Annotated in this window: 13 protein-coding genes; all 13 read left to right on the top strand. The window is 54.8% G+C overall.

Annotated features, from left to right (window positions below; genetic code table 11):
• The first annotated feature begins 43 nt into the window (after positions 1-43).
• The gene (locus tag Q0526_RS06550) at positions 44-982 is read left to right on the top strand and encodes a DUF3991 and TOPRIM domain-containing protein (protein ID WP_298731790.1); all 939 of its coding nucleotides are present in this window, start codon (positions 44-46) and stop codon (positions 980-982) included.
• A gap of 16 nt (positions 983-998) precedes the next feature.
• On the top strand, positions 999-1,814 hold the full coding sequence (locus tag Q0526_RS06545) for an AAA family ATPase (protein WP_298731787.1): 816 nt from the start codon (positions 999-1,001) through the stop codon (positions 1,812-1,814).
• Positions 1,771-2,718 carry a ParB/RepB/Spo0J family partition protein gene (locus Q0526_RS06540; protein ID WP_298731785.1) on the top strand — a complete coding sequence of 316 codons (948 nt, stop codon included), beginning with the start codon at positions 1,771-1,773 and terminating at the stop codon, positions 2,716-2,718. Before Q0526_RS06545 ends, Q0526_RS06540 begins: the two co-directional genes overlap by 44 nt.
• A 4-nt stretch (positions 2,719-2,722) precedes the next feature.
• Entirely contained in the window at positions 2,723-3,124 is a 402-nt protein-coding gene (locus tag Q0526_RS06535) for a hypothetical protein (protein WP_298731783.1), read from the top strand.
• A 216-nt stretch (positions 3,125-3,340) separates the two neighbouring features.
• Positions 3,341-4,096, top strand: coding sequence for a hypothetical protein (locus tag Q0526_RS06530; RefSeq protein ID WP_298731781.1), 756 nt, complete (start codon positions 3,341-3,343; stop codon positions 4,094-4,096).
• Positions 4,097-4,255: 159 nt separating this feature from the next.
• The gene (locus Q0526_RS06525; protein ID WP_298731779.1) at positions 4,256-5,455 is read left to right on the top strand and encodes an ATP-binding protein; all 1,200 of its coding nucleotides are present in this window, start codon (positions 4,256-4,258) and stop codon (positions 5,453-5,455) included.
• A 991-nt stretch (positions 5,456-6,446) separates the two neighbouring features.
• On the top strand, positions 6,447-6,788 hold the full coding sequence (locus Q0526_RS06520; RefSeq protein WP_366522039.1) for a TnpV protein: 342 nt from the start codon (positions 6,447-6,449) through the stop codon (positions 6,786-6,788).
• 74 nt (positions 6,789-6,862) lie between these two features.
• A complete protein-coding gene (locus Q0526_RS06515; RefSeq protein WP_298731777.1) occupies positions 6,863-11,482 on the top strand; it encodes a helicase in 4,620 nt (1,539 codons plus the stop codon).
• Positions 11,483-11,982: 500 nt separating this feature from the next.
• The gene (locus Q0526_RS06510) at positions 11,983-13,764 is read left to right on the top strand and encodes a reverse transcriptase/maturase family protein (RefSeq protein ID WP_062807345.1); all 1,782 of its coding nucleotides are present in this window, start codon (positions 11,983-11,985) and stop codon (positions 13,762-13,764) included.
• A gap of 25 nt (positions 13,765-13,789) precedes the next feature.
• Positions 13,790-15,238, top strand: a complete 1,449-nt coding sequence (locus Q0526_RS06505) for a helicase-related protein (RefSeq protein WP_298731772.1) — start codon at positions 13,790-13,792, stop codon at positions 15,236-15,238.
• Positions 15,239-15,376: 138 nt separating this feature from the next.
• A complete protein-coding gene (locus Q0526_RS06500; protein ID WP_298731770.1) occupies positions 15,377-15,649 on the top strand; it encodes a hypothetical protein in 273 nt (90 codons plus the stop codon).
• Between the two features lie 94 nt (positions 15,650-15,743).
• Positions 15,744-15,911, top strand: a complete 168-nt coding sequence (locus Q0526_RS06495; RefSeq protein ID WP_298731768.1) for a DUF4160 domain-containing protein — start codon at positions 15,744-15,746, stop codon at positions 15,909-15,911.
• Positions 15,912-16,075: 164 nt separating this feature from the next.
• The coding region (locus Q0526_RS06490) for a hypothetical protein (RefSeq protein ID WP_298731766.1) at positions 16,076-18,247 on the top strand (2,172 nt) is incomplete at its 3' end.

Genomic DNA, 18,247 nt, shown 5'->3' with positions numbered 1-18,247 from the left:
CCCCACTGACTGAAATATGACTGACTGAAAAGGAGGAACCCTTATGCGCCAAAAAGTGACCGAAGAACAGATCCGGCAGGCAAAAAGCGTGGATCTGCTTTCCTACATGCGGCAGTACGAACCCCGGGAGTTGATCCGAACCGATCCGCATGACTACAAAACCGCCACCCACAGCAGCCTGTGCATCAGCGACAATGGCCTGTGGCACTGGTTTTCCCGGGGGATCGGCGGCCGCGGGGCGCTGAACTATCTCATTCAAGTGAAGGGGATGGATTTCGTCAGTGCTGTGCGGCACCTGTGCGAGCTGGACCCCCTCGGCCCTGTTCCTTTTCAGCCAGTCAAAGCACCGGAACGGGCACGCGATGCCCTGGCCCTGCCGGTCCCGGACAAAAGTGCCGAAACCTCCCTGCAATACCTGTCGCGCAGAGGGATCGACAAGGGCATCTTGAAACACTGTATCGCACAGGGACTTTTGTACCAGACCACACGGGGTGGCTTCAAAAACTGTGTGTTCGTCGGCAGGGACAGACACGGGAACCCCCGCTCGGCCTGCATAAGAGGCTGCCAGGGGAGCTTTCGCGGCGAATGCCGCGGCAGCGACAAACGCTATTCCTTCTCGATTCCCGCCGCCAGCCAGGACGCCGCAACACTGGAAGTGTACGAAGCCCCCATCGACGCCCTCTCAGGTGCTACGCTGCGTCTGCTCGGCGGAAACGACTGGCGCCGTGTCCACTATCTGGCCCTGGGCGGCCTGAACTATCTGGGCCTGGACCATTATCTGGAACAGCATCCTGAAATCAGAAATTTAAGGCTGCGTCTGGACAGCGATGAGCGCGGCAGGGAATTTTCCGAAAGGTTGCTGGAACGCTACGCTGCGCAAGGGTACCGGCTGCAAAATGATCCGCCACGGGTAGGGAAGGACTACAATGAGTACCTGACCGCTGTTCTCTCCCGCGCAAAAGCGCCCCGCCAAACCCGATAAATGATAGGAGGATACCATGAAAACGATCGCTATTGCCAACCAAAAAGGCGGTGTTGGCAAAACCACCACCGCCGTCAACCTGGGCGTCGCTCTGGCCCGGCAGGGGAACCGCGTCCTGCTGGTGGATGCCGACCCGCAGGGGGACCTGACCGCGTATCTCGGCTGCGAGAACGCCGACCGGCTGGAAACCACCCTTGGCACTCTGATGGAGGAGGCCATCGCCGACCAGCCCGTCTCCTACGCATCTGCGCTGCACCACCAGGAGGAAGAGGTGGATTACATTCCCTCCGACATCGAACTGGCCGGAATGGATGTTCGCCTTACGAACGTGGTAGGCCGGGAAGCGGTCCTGCGCAACGTGCTGGAACCGCTGCAAAACAAATACGACTACTGCCTGATCGACTGTATGCCCAGCCTGGGAATGCTGACCATCGGTGCGCTGGCTGCCTCGGATCGTGTGCTCATCCCGGTACAGGCCCAGCACTTTCCCCTTAAAGGGCTGATCGCCCTGGTCAAGAACATCCAGATGGTGCGCCGCCGGATCAATCCGAAACTGTCCATTGACGGCATTGTCATGACTATGGTGGACTACCGCACCAACCTTTCCAAAGATGTCTGTGCGGCACTGCGCCGCACCTATGGCCAGAAGCTGCACATCTACAAAAGCGAGATCCCCATCTGCACCCGCGCAGCCGAAAGCACCGCCAGCGGCCACAGCGTCCTGCAATACGATCCCGGCGGCAAAGCGACCCAGGCTTATCTGGCGCTGGCAAAGGAGGTGACGGACCATGAGCGAACGCCGCAGGTACGAGATCAGCCCCGCATTCGCTGACCTGTTCACTACACAGGAGGACCGGGACGATGCCAAACTGGAAAAAGTACGGATCCTCCCATTGGAAGACCTGCAGCCGTTTCCCAACCACCCCTTTGCGGTGCGCGATGACGAGGAAATGGAAAAGCTGGTGGACAGCATCCGGGTCCACGGGGTGCTGGTGCCCGCCATTGCCCGGGAAAAATCGGACGGCAGTTACGAACTGGTAGCCGGCCACCGCCGCAAACGAGCCTGCGAACTGGCTGGCCTGCGGGAGATGCCCGTGCTGGTGCGGGACCTGGATGATGACACCGCCACCATCCTGATGGTGGATTCCAATGTCCAGCGGGAACATGTGCTGCCTTCCGAGAAGGCCAAAGCCTACAAGATGAAGCTGGAGGCGATCAAACGAAAGGCTGGACGTCCCGCAAAAGAAAATTCTGGCCAAGTTGGCCAGAATTTTCATGAGCCTTACTCAGTAGAGAAAGTTGCCGAGGATTCCAACGAGAGCGTCAAGCAGGTCCAGCGCTACATCCGCCTGAACCACCTCATCCCTGAACTGATGGAGATGGTGGATGAAAATAAGCTCAAATTCAATCCCGCGGTGGAGATCAGCTACCTGAACCCCGAAGAACAGGAGACCTTCTACCAATATATTGATGGCCAGGTTTGTTCGCCCTCCCTGTCCCAGGCGCAGAAGCTCAAAGCAGCCAGCCGGGAAGGTTCTCTTACACCGGACAGGCTGGAAAGCATCATGACCGCGCAGCCCCCCAGCGTAAAACCGCGCGAACCACAAATCACTATCTCGCTGGATCGGGTCCGCAAGTATTTCCCCAAAGGGTTCTCCTCGGAGCAGATCGTCAATCAGATCCTGCGCCTGTTGGAAGCGCAATATCGTACCAAACAGCGCGGCATGGAACGGTGAGCCTATGCGCGTACTTGTACTGGAACCGGGCTACTGCCCGTATGTGGCATTTTTCCGCAGCGCGGAGGAGGCGGTGCGCATGGTGGTCCCGGGGCCCGCCCGGGTCAGCCGTCCCTTTGGCAATGAAGTCATTGCCCTGGTCAGCAGCGAGCAGCAGGACGGCCTGTCCTTCAACCGCACCATCGACGAGACCAGCTTTGTCAATGGCCGCGCTCTGATCTTCGGCTGGGACGGGGAGCGCCTGTGTGAACTTTCCCGCAAACAGGCTGACCGTTATTACCGGCGTTACCTGTACCCGGAAAAGCTGGTAGATGAAGATACCGGGCTGCGGATGATCCCCCAACAGCCAAAGGTAAAGCCCAAGGACGAACGCTTTGGACACCGGCCTGCCATTTGGGAGCGATAGTGTTTTTTCATCACAACTTGCACGATTTGTTACACAAACTTACACGCGTGCGAATGGTTATTGACAAACTTACACGCGTGTGATACTGTAGCTTCTTTTGAGGGCCGGTTTGTTATGTCTTTTTTCTTGTGCAAAACACTTTTTGTATTTACGTCTTTTGCGACAAATCCCTCATTCCAAAGTTTCTATATACAAACCGAAAAGGAGTCATATCAAATGCCTGAACAACAGCAATACACCATCGGCAACATCCATTTTACCCTGTGCCCTGCGCCTATTGAGGAGCAGGGCTTTTGCTTTACCCAAAATCAGCCCCCTGCGGCAGACGCCTGCGTCGGGTATCTGTGCGGGGACTTCGGCAGCACAGGAACAGAATTTTACCATATCTGGCATCCCCAGACTCCGGCACTGGTGACCGATTCTTTCCGGGAGGAAATCGCTGCCGTTGTCAAAGGGCTGCGGCAGAACGGACTCTTGCAAGACCGGCCCACAATGGCCGCGCGTGTTCTTCGCTTCCGCACGGCTCAGATCTCCTCTATGCCGGGAACCGTGCTGGCATTCCGCATCGAAACGCCCGCGCACACTTTCTTCCTGCGCTGTACCCCCGACAAAGGGGAACGCAACTTTTTTCTCTATGGCTATCACAAAGCCCGCTTTCTGGAGATCCTGCGTCAGCAAAAGGGATTGCCGCGCATTGCCTGGGCCGAACTGGATTCTTCCCACGAAGTCGTCGCCGTGCGCTATGGGGAAACCGGCTACCGCCATTGGGATACCAGCGGCTACATCGCCATGACGCCCGGTCAGATCGTAGACCAACTCAATGGAACAGCACAGATTACCAAGGCACAGGCGGCCGCCATGAAGGCCGGGGCACTGTTCGGCTGGCACTGTCCCGCCGCCGACCCGCGTCACTATGATGCACAGGGCTCTCCACTCCACCGAAAAGAAGCTGTGTGGCAGGAGATCCGCTGATGCCTTACGGGCGGGATAACCAAGCAGTGCAGGATATTTTTTCTTGCCTCCCCCACAAAAATCTCAAAAGCCAATAAGTTTTTACGGTTATCCAGTAAAAACTATTGAATAATCAGAAGTTTTTCGCTATACTTTTATAGAGAAAGGGAGGCGAACGCTATGATCATTCGATCGCATTATCTAAATACGCTAAGAAACTATCGGGATGTCCCCCTTGTCAAGATCCTGGCGGGCATCCGGCGATGCGGAAAATCAACGATCCTGGCTATGCTGCAGGAGGACTTACTGCAAAGCGGAATCGCCGCAGATCACATTATCAGTATGCGCTATACCTCCGAAGATTTTGACGATGGAATGACTGACAAGGAGATGTACCGCGGCATCAAAGATCAGATGACCGATGATGGGCGCTATTATCTTTTGTTGGATGAAGTACAGGAGATCGACGGGTGGGAAAAGGCTGTCAACAGTCTGCTGGAAAACGCCAACACGGATATTTATGTGACCGGCTCCAACTCCAAGCTGATGTCCAGCGAGATCTCCACCTATCTGACAGGGCGTTATATTTCCATCCCCGTGTACACCTTGTCCTTTTCGGAATATCTGGAGTTTAAAAAATCCGATCCCCGTTCCACAAAGGAGTTGTTAAACGAGTATCTGCGGTTCGGCGGGTTCCCCATCGTGGCCCTCAACAATTTTGATGAGCGTTCCGCTTATCAGATCGTGGAAGGGATCTACAACTCGGTCATTACCAACGATATTACAAGACGGCATGCGATCACGAACTTCGATTTGTTCAACCGCGTTGTCAAATATATCGTAGAAAATGTAGGGAAAACCTTTTCCGCCAACGCCATTGCGAAGTTCTTGAAAAGCGAAGGGCGCTCTCTGTCGGTCGAAGCAGTTTACAATTACCTGGCTTGGCTGGAAAAAGCCTTTGTTGTCTATCGCTGCCAACGGTATGACCTGCAGGGCAAATCCGTACTGAAAACGCAGGAAAAGTTCTATCTGGCAGATACCTCCTTAAAATATTGCATCCTGGGTTTCGACCCCAAGTCGATTGCCGCCATGCTGGAGAACATCGTGTATTTTGAGCTGCTGCGCCGGGGCTATGCGGTCTATATCGGGAAAAACGAAACGAAAGAGATCGATTTTGTGGCCGTGCGGCGCGATGAGCGCATTTACGTCCAGGTATGCCGCAGGCTGCCGGAAGGATCGGACCGGGAGATTGCCAACCTTCTTGAAATCAAAGACCATTACCCGAAATATGTGGTCACGCTGGACGAGTGGGCTGCTGGAAATATCAACGGTGTAAAAATCGTCCATCTGGCGGACTTTCTGCTTAGTTCTGAGTATTAAACTGCGAGACTTGCTGAAGCGTCCTTTTGAAATCGCCCCGCGTCTTTCATATCGCAGCCACTAAAGCCACCTGACAACCACGCTTCCTGCACCCGCATACCGCCCTAAATCAAAACAGTCGTTTTTAAGCTGCCGCTGAGTGTATCTCTGCCGGCAGCTTTTCCGTTTCAAGCCCAAACCCGAGGTTATGCTATGCCGAACTATCAAGATATACGCACGCTTGCCCATTCTTTGGTCAGGCAAGTAACCCAGAGCGGCGATACCTGGAAAGACTTCCTGGGGTCTGCCGCCTACGCCTACAACTATGCCTTCCCCAACCAGCTGCTGATCTACGGCCAACGTCCCGACGCCACCGCCGTGGCCAGTATCGACTACTGGAACAATCAGGCCCTGCGTTGGGTCAACCGGGGCAGCCATGGGATCGCCCTGCTGGACAGCCGCGCCCGCCGGGGTAAACTTCGCTATGTGTTTGATATTTCCGACACCTATGAATGCGGCTATGTACCACAGGCATTGCCGTGGATCATCGACGACACCAACCGGCAGGCCGTGTGGGACGCACTCCGGCAAGCTTTCGCCGCCGATACCGTGCAAAATGCCCTGGCCCTGCAGGCCGCCACACTGGCCGCCGGGCTGCGCCCTCAAATGGCACAGTCCCTGGAAACTGCCGTGCCCGGCAGTACGCTGGAATGGCGGCATCGGGAGGACCAGCAACAAATACTGGAACGGCTTATTGCACAGAGCGCCGCCTATATGGTGGCAAAGCGTTGCGGCATAGACACCGCCCTGCTGGAAACCGATGCCTTCGCTGCCATTCGTGAGTTTGATACGATTGCCACCGCCGTCATCCTGGGGTCTTTGACTACCCAAGTCAGCCGCCCGATGCTGCAAAACCTCGGCAGCCTCGTCCGCCAGATCGACAGTGTTGCACGGGAAACAACAAAAGCGCATAATCAAACCAAAGAAAAACTAATTCAAAAGGAGGTCCCTCATGATGGAATACACCCAGGTGAACGGGTATCTGATCCCGAATCTGACATTGGACGAACAACCGACACAGACGTTTGGCAAGTACGGCGAGATCCGCCGGGAATTTCTGCGGGCGAACGCGCCGGCACTTTTCGACCTGATGCTGATGCTGGGAACTCTGTATCCCCACCTGACGGAGGTAGACAATACCGTGCGGACGCAGGTCAGCCAGACCATGGACGAACTGATCCGCCGGACAGCACTGCCCGACAGGAAAACCGAGCCGTTAGCCTGGGCGCAGCAGATGAACCAGTTGAAAGCGCAGGCCGAGGAACTGGCAATGCCGGTGCTGTACGCCCTGTAACCCGGGAATCCCAACAAGCGGAGCGTGATGAAACACGCCCCGCTCTTTTTGTGCCCGAACAGCAAGCCGAGCAGATGGAGCTTCCCGACGAGGAACGCCAGACCCGGCAAGTCGAACAGGCAGCCAATAAGATCGCGCTGTCCTTGGCCCCGCCGGTGATCGACCGAACCGGCGAAAGGATCACCGAGGAGGAAGTTTCCCGCGCACTTTGTGATGGAAGTGGATTTGAAAACGGAAAACTGCGGATACAATCCTATTTCTCCCAACCCGTGTTGCCTGCAAAGGACGAAACGGTCCACTGGCTGAAAAAGGAATATGGCACCGGCGGCCGGTCATGGGAATTTGGTGATGGTTCCCAAGGTTGGCTGCATTACGACAGCAAAGGCTTTGAAATCCAGCGCAGCACAGGGGACGGGCGCATAACCCGCCCACTGACATGGCGGGAGGTTTCCAGCCGCCTGCAAGTACTGGTACAAGGTAACCGCTATCTTACCGACGCAGAGCGTCCCCGATATGAAGAATGGCTTTCCGCCCGCCGGGCGGAACAGGCTCAAAACGCCGCCGATTTAGAACAGGCCAAAGAGATCATCCAGGAATATTGGGATGAAAACGACTTCGATGCCCCGAACTTTGAGGATCTTTCCCACATTGAACTGGCCTATTCCACGGACGGCGAAGGGGAACATGAAATTGCAGTCTACGCTGACCTTGCGCATCACAAGCTGGTGTATGAAGTGGACGGGGCACCGTTGCTTTCCTCACAATACCGCAGCACAGCGGAGCTCATCGCCCATGAACTGCGCGAGATGACCTTTGACGGGCTGATCGCAGATGCAGAGGAAGCCTGCCGGGAACAGCAGAGCGAACTTGCAGCCCGCACCGCCCCCAGTAAACGGCCCTGCGTCCCTGGCGACGTGGTGTTTCTGGAACAGGGCAAACCCTATGTGGTGCAGGACATTGGCGAAACAGAGATCCTGGTGCAAGATCAGGACTTTCCGCTGTTCAGCCGAAGCATCGACCGGGAGGAATTCTCACGGCTGATCAGGGGAAATGGGCGCAACGCCCATCTGCAGGCGCCGCCTGATATAGTCATGAAACAGGCACCATCCGAGAATCTCGATGGGGCGAGCCCAGAAAAAGCGGAAGCGCCAGAGAAGGAACTTGAAACGCCTTTTGTGGAGCAGGTCTTGGAGGAAACGCAAAATCTGTCCGAGCCTGCCGCATATGAGCCAATCAACTACACCGCTCCCTACCGGCCGCCCGTCCCCGCAACTGCAAAAGAAAAGTTCGCCGCCAACCTGGAAGCGATCCGCACCCTGAAATCCATCGAACAGCGGGTAGCCCAGGGCGGCCTGCCCGCCAGCGCAGAAGAACAGCAGATCCTGGTACGGTACATAGGCTGGGGCGGGTTGGCGGACGCCTTTGACCCTGGCAAACCCAACTGGTCCCGGGAATATGGGGAATTGAAAGCCCTTCTCACCGAAAGCGAGTATCAGGCGGCGCGAAGCAGCACTCTGACCGCCTACTTCACTTCGCCGGAAATCATCCATCCCATCTACCGAGCCTTGGGGCGCATGGGGGTACAGGGCGGCAATATTTTGGAACCCAGCATGGGCACCGGCGCTTTTTTTGCCCATAAACCTAACAGCTTTGACCTGAACAGCGCCAAGCTGTACGGCGTTGAACTGGATGCACTAACCGGGCGGATTGCCCGGCAGCTGTACCAGAAGGCCCACATCCAGATCACCGGCTTTGAAAAAGCCGACCTCCCGGACAGCTTTTTTGACTGCGCCGTAGGCAATGTTCCCTTTGGCGATTTCTCGGTGAGCGACCGGGCTTACGACAAGCTGCACTTCCGCATCCATGACTACTTCCTGGCCAAAACCATCGACAAGGTGCGCACCGGCGGCATCATCGCCATGATCACCACCAGCGGCACCCTCGACAAGAAAAGCGATACCGTTCGGAAGTATATCGCTGCCCGCTGCGATCTGATTGGGGCGGTAAGGTTGCCCAACACTGCGTTCAAACAGAATGCGGGGACCGAAGCCGTGGCGGATATACTCTTTCTGCAAAAGCGGGACCGTCTGACGGAGCGGGACGAATCCTGGCTGCACATCGGGCAGACAGCCGATGGGATCCCCATCAACCAGTATTTTGCCGAGCACCCCGAAATGGTCTGCGGCACCATCCAGATGAAAAGTGGCCCGCACGGCCCGATTCCTACTTGCGCCCCTATCACAGAATCGCCTCTTGAAGAACAACTGGATCGGGCACTTTCTCATCTTTCCGCCACCCTGACCAAACCCGACCTTGCCGTCGTGGAAGAAGAACCTGACATGGCGGTGATCGAAGCGGACCCATCCGTGCGAAATTTCAGCTACACACTGAAAGACGGAAAAATCTACTTCCGTACCAATTCTGTCATGAAGGAAATGCGGTTGGGTGTAACCGCCGCCCACCGGGTACGCCAGCTGATCGCCCTGCGGGACAAGGTGCATGAACTGTTGCAGGCCCAGCTGGACGATCAACCCGACGCAGAGATCCATCGCCTGCAGACCCAGCTGAAAAAGCGATATGACACCTACACCCACGCCCACGGTCTGATCAGCAGCCGCGGTTCGGCACTGGCTTTTCAGGACGATAGCAGCTACTATCTGCTGTGTTCCCTGGAAGATGTGGACGAAAACGGAAAACTGAAAGGCTTATCGGACATGTTCACCAAGCGAACGATCCGCAGCGCAAAAGCCGCCGACCACGCCGACACCGCCAGTGACGCCCTGGCCTTATCCATCGGTGAAAAAGCCTGTGTGGACATGCCCTACATGATGGAACTGACCGGCAAGACCGAGGAGGAGATCGTGACGGAGCTGACCGGCGTGATCTTTGCGGACCCGCTGGAGAAAAGCGTTGATGGCAGACCTGTCTACCGCACGGCAGACGAATACCTTTCCGGCAATGTGAGGAAAAAGCTGGAGATCGCCCGCCTTGCCGCGGCCCAGGATCCCAGCTTCCATGTTCATGTGGAGGCGTTGGAGCAGGTACAGCCCAAAGATCTGGACGCCAGTGAGATCGCGGTGCGCCTGGGCGCCACCTGGATCGAGCCTGCCATCATCAAACAGTTTGCCGACGAGTTGGTGGACGCGCCGATGGTTTCCCGCTGTATGGTGGATGTGCATTACGCCCCCTACACAGAGCTTTGGAACATATCCGGCAAAAGCATAACAGGCGGGAATATCAAGGCCAGCGTTACCTACGGCACAAACCGGGCCAACTTCTACCACATCCTGGAAGAATCGCTGAATCTTCGCGCCATCCGTATCTTTGATACAGTTCGGGAGGCTGATGGTTCGGAACTCCGCGTGTTAAACCCGCAGGAAACACAGGCAGCCCAGGGCAAACAGCAGCAGATCGAGGACGCTTTCAAAGAGTGGATCTGGAAAGACCAAACCCGAAGGCAGGCTTTGGTCAAGCTCTACAATGAAAAATTCAACAGCATCCGCCCCCGCGAATACGATGGCAGCCACATCCAGTTTCATGGCATGAATCCCGCAATCACCCTGCGGCCCCACCAACGCAACGCCATCGCCCACATCCTGTATGGCCATAACACCCTGTTGGGCCATGTGGTCGGCGCTGGCAAGACCTATGAAATGGTGGCGGCAGCTATGGAAAAGAAAAGGCTGGGCCTGTGCAGCAAAACGCTGATCTGTGTGCCCAACCATCTGACCGAGCAAGTGGCAGGGGAGGCGTTGCAGCTCTACCCCAACGCCAACATCCTGGTTGCCAGGCGCACCGACTTTGAGAAGGCAAACCGCAGGCGATTTTGCGCGCGTATCGCAACAGGTAACTATGACATCATTATAATCGGTCACAGCCAGTTCGAGAAAATCCCCCTGTCTGCCCAACGCCAAGCCCATTACCTCCAAAGTCAGATTGAAGAAGTAATCCAGCAGACCGCCGCCCTAAAAAAGGAACGCGCCGAGAACTTTACCGTCAAGCAGATGGAACTGGCCCGCAAACAATTGCAAAAGAAGTTAAACAATCTCGTCAAAGCCGAGCGAAAAGATGATATAGTCACTTTCGAGGAGGCGGGTGTGGATTCTCTCATGGTGGATGAAGCCCACATTTTCAAAAACCTCGTGTGCGTTTCCAAGATGCGGAATGTGGCGGGCATCAGCCAGACCGAAAGCCAGCGCGCCAGCGACCTTTTGATGAAAACCATGTATCTGGACGAGATCACCGGCGGGCGGGGTGTGGTATTTGCCACCGGCACACCGCTCTCCAACAGTATGACAGAACTGTACACCATGCAGCGGTACCTGCAACGGCATACGCTGGAGGTCAACGGCCTGGCAAACTTTGATGCCTGGGCTTCCACCTTTGGGGAAACGGTGACCGCCATTGAGCTGGCGCCCGAAGGCACCGGGTACCGCACCAAGACCCGCTTTGCCAAGTTTTATAATCTGCCGGAACTGATGTCCATGTTTAAAGAGTGCGCCGACATTCAGACGGCGGATATGCTCAAACTGCCGGTGCCGGAGCTGGAGGGCGGTAAGCCCATCAACGTGCAGCTGCCGCCCAGCAGCATCCAGAAAGTGATGGTAGCCGACCTAGGCAAACGGGCTGACCTTGTGCGCAGCGGTTCGGTTGACCCGGCAAAAGATAACATGTTGAAAATCGTGCGCTGCTAAGCGCAAAAGTGTATCTCCCCCGCAGGGGGACATTATTAAAAGTGAATAATGGGAACAACCAACCTACCTAGCGAGGAAACTCAAAGGGGACAATCGCATGTTGGTAAAGCGGATAAGGAGTTAATCGAAAGACTTCGACGCTCCGCAAGTTCCGTGTCCTATGGTTAAAGCTATACTGCCTGAACCTTAGTTCCGACTTGGTGCACAGCATCGCCCACCGGAAAGCGATTGATACCGGTGTCATTGTATGCTCGCTGTTGTTGATTTTGGGCGAGTAACTTTTTGCAATGAAAGAGCGCACAATGAGTGTGAATAAAGGAACGAAAAAGGAACCTAAGGGATGCTCGATACGTACACTTTTGACGAATGGCAGGATTGCCTAAAGGGGGCGACCCCCATGGCAACGGAGTCACCATAGTAGTCAGAGCAAGGGAAAGCCTTGTACACGGCGAAGGGTGACAGGTAATTTAGACTTAGTTAGAAAGGAGTAGGTGCGTGAGATGCGTACAGCCCAAACTGTTTTAACGGTCATTCAAGAACGTGGAAAACAGCACAAACCCATTGAAAGAGTTTACAAACTCTTGTTCAACCGGGACTTCTATCTCAATGCCTATGCGAAGTTATACCCGAATAACGGCGCAATGACCAAGGGTGTTACAGATGAAACGGTTGATGGTATGTCGATCCAGAAAATCGACAGAATGATTGAACTTCTACGAGAAGAAAAATACCAATGGAAGCCTGCAAGACGTGAATATATTCCAAAGAAAAACGGAAAGAAACGTCCTCTTGGTATTCCTGCATGGGGAGACAAGCTATTGCAGGAGGTAATGCGAGAAATATTAGAAGCGTATTACGAACCGCAATTCAGCAATCATTCCCATGGATTCAGACCCAATAGAGGATGTCACACAGCGTTGCAGGAAATTCAGATTTGGAAAGGAACCCGTTGGTTCATCGAGGGAGACATATCCAAATACTTCGATACGATTGACCACGATGTTCTCTTGAAAATTCTTGAGAAGAATATCCATGACGGAAGGTTTCTTCGCCTTATCTCCAATATGCTGAAAGCTGGCTATTTGGATGATTGGAAGTTCAATCAAACAATCAGCGGAACTCCACAGGGAGGGGTTATCAGCCCTCTACTGGCAAACATCTACTTGAATGAATTTGACCAGTGGTTAGAGAATACGCTAATTCCCCAATATACAAAGGGTAAGCGGCAGAAATCTAACCCTGCATACAACAGGATGAACGCTGAAATCAGCAAAGCCAGAAAGAATAGAGATATACAGACTGCCCACAAACTTGAGGTAGAACGGCGAAATATTCCGTCAGTTGACCCGTATGATGAAAACTATCGCAGATGCAGATATGTTCGCTATGCTGATGATTTTCTCATCGGTTTTACAGGCTCCAAAGCTGATGCCGAGGAAATTAAGGCGGCAATGCACAATTTCCTTGAAAATGAGCTTCATCTGGAATTATCGCAGGAAAAGACCTTAATTACCAATGCAAGTAGTCAGGCGGCTAAGTTCCTGGGTTACGAAATTAAGGCACAAAGGGCTAATGACTACATCGACCCCAAAGGGCGCAGAGGTGCAAACGGTGCCATCGCACTACTTGTCCCTGCAAAGGTTATTGAGAGCAAGTGTCAATCCTTCAAGCGAAATGGAAAGGTTACTCATAGAAATGCGTTGCTCCAAGATGATGATTTTTCTATCGTGCAACAGTTTCAAGCGGAGTACCGTGGGTTGGTTCAGTATTATATCCTGGCACAAAATCTGTCGTGGTTTTCTACGCTGTATTGGGTAATGGAAACTTCTTTACTGAAAACATTAGCCTGTAAACACAGATCTTCTATGAAGAAGCAAAAGAAAAAGTACAGAACCACAACTACAAGCACAAGTGGAAAAGAAGTCCCCTGCTTACAAGTGGTCGTGCCACGGCCCGGTAAGAAGCCTCTTGTTGCAACTTGGGGTGGTATCTCCCTTGTCCACAAGCGCAAAGCCATTATTGAGGACAAGCCTTATAAAGTGTATGGCGGACGAACGGAGCTTGTAAAAAGACTGCTGGCAGATACCTGTGAATTGTGTGGAAGCAAAGAAAATATTGAAGTACACCACATTCGCAAACTTGCTGATGTGAAGAACAAGGGGCTGCTTAACGCTCCCACATGGGCGCAAGTTATGGCAGCAAGAAACAGAAAAACGCTTGTGGTATGTCGGGAATGCCATGTAGCAATCCACAATGGAACAATAAACAAACCACTTTCTTGAAATTAAATTACTGGGGAGCCGGATGATGCGAAAGTATCAAGTCCGGTTCCGTGGGGGGATAACGGAAAAGGAGCATAGCTACCTCGCCGGTATCCTACCCGACACCAATGATGGCCGGAAGTTGGCCTTGGACCAGCGCCTGATCGACCCGAACCTGCCCGATGATCCCAACAGCAAGGTAAACGCCTGCGTGGAACGGGTCTTTGAGATCTGGGAACGGACCAGGCCCAATCGGTCCACCCAACTGATTTTCTGCGATCTTTCCACGCCCAGGGCGGACACTTTCAACATCTACGACGATATTCGTGGAAAGTTGATGGCAAAAGGCATCCCCAAGGAGGAGATCCAGTTTATCCACAACGCCAACACCGAAGCCCGCAAAGCGGATCTTTTCGCCAAGGTGCGCAGCGGCACGGTACGGGTCCTCCTGGGCAGCACCGCCAAGCTGGGGGCCGGCACCAATGTGCAGCAGAAACTCATCGCCCTGCATCACCTGGATGTTCCCTGGCGTCCCTCTGATATTGAACAGCGGGAAGGGCGCATGGTCCGCCAGGGCAACGAAAACCAAAAAGTGTCGATCTACCGCCATGTTACAGAGGGCACGTTTGATGCCTACTCCTGGCAGCTGATCGAAAATAAGCAGCGTTTTATCAGCCAAGTTATGACCAGCAAAAGCCCCGCCCGTGCCTGCGACGATATGGATGAAGCTGCGCTGTCCTATGCGGAGGTCAAGGCCCTGGCAGCAGGGAACCCCGCCATCAAGGAAAAGATGGACCTGGACATCCAGGTGACCCGGCTGCGCACACTGAAGGCACAGTACACCAGCCAGCACTACCATCTTGAGGACGCCGCGACAATTGTGTTCCCGGCTGAAATCCAGAAGGCAAAAGGTGTGATTGCAAATTGCACTACTGACGCGCAGACCGTCCAGGCAAATACCCGCCGGGACAGCGAAGGCAAAGAAGATTTTCAGATTTGCCTGATGGACACCACCTATGACAAGCGGGAGGATGCCGGGCGGGCTTTGCTCGGCCTGATCGGCGCCGCCATGGACAGCGATAAGCCGGTGCCCATCGGAAGCTATAAAGGGCTGACAATCCAAGCCGTTTTTCTGCCGCTTGCCCAGGAATTTCATGCGCAACTGGTGGGGGCTGGTATGTACGACGTTCCGCTGGGGGCGGATACCCAGGGCAACATCACCCGTATCACCAACGCAGCAGCCGGTATCGTAAAGCGCCGTGAAGCAGCGGAAAGCGATCTGGCGCAACTGGAAAAGCAATTGCAAAACGCCAAGGAAGAATTGCTGAAGCCCTTTCCACAGGAACAAGAACTGGCTGAAAAGAGCAAACGTCTGGCAGAGCTGAACGCGCTGCTGAACATGAACGAACGGGACAAAGTCATAGATGCGGTCCCAGATGAAGAAAAGTCCATTCCCGCACACAGTATCCGACCGTGTGTTTCTATTGAAAGGTGAGTTCGTATTGAGAAAACCCGATACCATTCGCGCCCCGCCCTGCGAAAACCAGGGGACAGGCGTATTTTTCTTTACTAAGCCACCCGATGCGTGTATAATATAAGTACAGAATTTTTGACGGCAACAGGAGGGATTACCATGATGTATCCGTTCATGACATTGTCCGATAACACCGAGATCGTCCACTCCGAAATGCTGCCTGACGGCAAAGTGAAAGTCTACATCGAAAAGCCGGATACCAAAGATTGTTTCCACCATGCGACCTGCTATCTGCCCGGTTATGAGTGGACGGAGGTTTTCGGTTTTACAGAAAAGGAAGTAGCGGAATATCAAAAGTTTCTGGAAAGCACTGCGCACCTGATTTTGCAGTTTGCGCAGGACGGAGGCGTTGAAAATGCCGCAGGTTTTTAAGATCGGTTCATACTGGGTCTACTTCTTGACCAACGAGAATGAGCTTCTGGAACCCATCCATGTCCATGTGTAGCAGGGGACTCCCTCAAAGGCCGTGACCAAAATCTGGATCACAAAATCCGGCGGGTGCTATCTGGCAAACAACAACTCTCAAATGCCGCCAAAGGTTCTTCGCAACATCATGGCGGTCATTGAGGCCCGCAGCGAAGAAGTGATTCAAAAGTGGCAAGACTTTTTTGGAAGCATCCGCTACTACTGCTGAGATATTCATGAAAACCGGCACCGCCTTCGGTGCCGGTTTCGCTTTACATTACCCCCACACTTCATATTTTTGCGTCTGCTATGGCAGGCGCTTTTTTATTAGCTGGAAAAGACACGGCTGACCACCGTGCCTTTCACAGCATCTTTATTGTAGGAGGTTCTACTATGAAAACACACACGGCAAGGCAGCGTCTGGCAGCAATCTGCCTGACTGCGCTGATGAGCCTATCTTGGCTGCCGCCTCTGCCAGCCTTCGCAGACGATGACCTGCTCAAATCTGAAATCAGTTCCACCCCGGAAACGGCGGCAGGGGAGCGTGGGCAAATTGAAACTGCAACACCAGAAACAGCGCCTTCTTTGAATGAAGAAGCCCAGGCATCTCTTGACACCATTAACGCGGCGGACCAGTCTACTATGGAGGCCACCACCCCCGGGGACGGCGGGGAAGACCTGCTGCTGGACGAGATCGCCCGGCAAATGTACAGCGGCCTGCCCTTTGCCCCCACCGGCTACTATCTCGACTCCAACGGGCTGCCGGTGGTGACCGGCGAGACGAAGATCTCCATCGAGGGCTGGGGTACCGAGGATTACAGCGGTTACAACGCGGACAGCGACACCCAGGTAGCCCTGGACGCCGCCCTGCTGGAAGCAGCCAACGCCACCGCGGCCTTCCCCCGGGAGGACGGGGCGGACTATGCCATCGTGCCCATCAGCATCCAGGTCCTCTACCCGGCCAACGGCAGTCATGCCGAGATCCAGCTCCCCGACGGTGTAGAACCGCTGAGCTACGGCTTCACCCGGGACGACCTGACCCCAGCCACCGGGGAAGAACGGCAGTCCATGCTGTCCTATACCTTTCAGGAAGTGGCCGCCTCGGTGGCCGGGATCTACGTCAAGGCCAGCGAGGATTTTGAGGTCAGCCTGACTTACACCGATGGGGAGCGGACACTGACCAAGACCCTCGCAGTCACGCTGGACGACGACGCGCCGCCCAGCAGCATTCTGGAAGATCGCTTTTCCCAGCAGACCAGCGCGGTGAGCACTTATGCGCTGCCGGAAGTTCGCGCCGGCCTGCAAGTCACCCAGTGCGTGAACACCTCCGTCGGCTGGATGAATTACTTGGGCGGCCAACCGGCCCTTTGCGCTGATCACGGCAAGTGGGCTTGGGGACCTGGTGCAACCTACGCGAACAAGTACCCGCCGGTGGCGTCCTACAGCGCGGCCGGTTCGGTGTGGGTGGATGCGGCCTCCTTCGGGAAAGGCTGGCTGGCCGACCAGGCCACCATCTGGGCGTCCGGCTTCCACAACGGCGTGCCCACGGCTTCCGCCGTCAGCACCTACGGGCTGGAAGCTGAGACCGCCCCCAGCTACTATGACCGGCTGGCATGGCAGGCGGAGCAATACCCGGACAGCCTGGCCGCCGAGATCTTGCAGGAGATGACCCCGGCAGTCTCTACCTATGCAAACGACGATTCCCGTACCGTCTATCTCGGTACGCTATATACACCGAGCAACCCGGCGTGGCAGCGCTTTGTCATTCTGACTTATACCCCGGTTTCTCTTGGGGATAATCCTGATGTACCCGGCCTGGAGCCGGAGGGCGAACCCATCGAAATCCCGTGGGAAGCCAGCTACGAGCGTACTGCGACACTGGATTTTTCCTATACGGTGAACACCGACAAGATCCAGCTGGAAACAGGAGAAAAGGTGGACGGGGCCACCATCGACATCGCGCCGGTTTTGGACGGCATCCCCGGCAACATCGAGGGCGGCAGCTGGACCATCTCACCGGCTGGCAAACAGACGGTCACCACCGGCGGCCACACCCAGGATGACAACTTCCAGAACAACGGCGGCGACGGATCTGTTACCTGGAACATCCATTATGAAGTCACCAAATCTTCTTCCAAGAGTGGTTCCGTCACGGTAAGCAGCGAGCAGGACGCCGACACCAACGGTCAACAGCAGGCCGCGCAGCAGCAGGCTGCCGCCCAGTCTCAGTGCGAATCCGAGGTGAACAGTGCCATTGATGCCGCCCTGGCTGCAGCACACAGCTACTTTGACAACATCCAGTATCGCTACGATGAAACTGATGTGCCGTATGGTTTTGAGGAATTTGACGGCGCACTGGGCAGCCACCAGGACATCACGGTGCCCGCCGGCAGTTCCAACAAGTATGTAATGCGCAACGATGAATGGTCTCTGCAGGTCAACCTGAAAAAGGTGGACAGCGAGACCGGCGAGCAAATTGCCGGGGAGGCGCTCTATGAAGTCTACGAGTGGGACACCGTCACCCAGCAGTACATCCCCTATGGCGGGTACAACCAGTACAGTGTT

The sequence above is a fragment of the uncultured Subdoligranulum sp. genome (assembly GCF_937890665.1).
The sequence above is the reverse complement of the archived record's forward strand: the minus strand, read 5'-3'. Positions and strand labels throughout refer to the sequence as shown.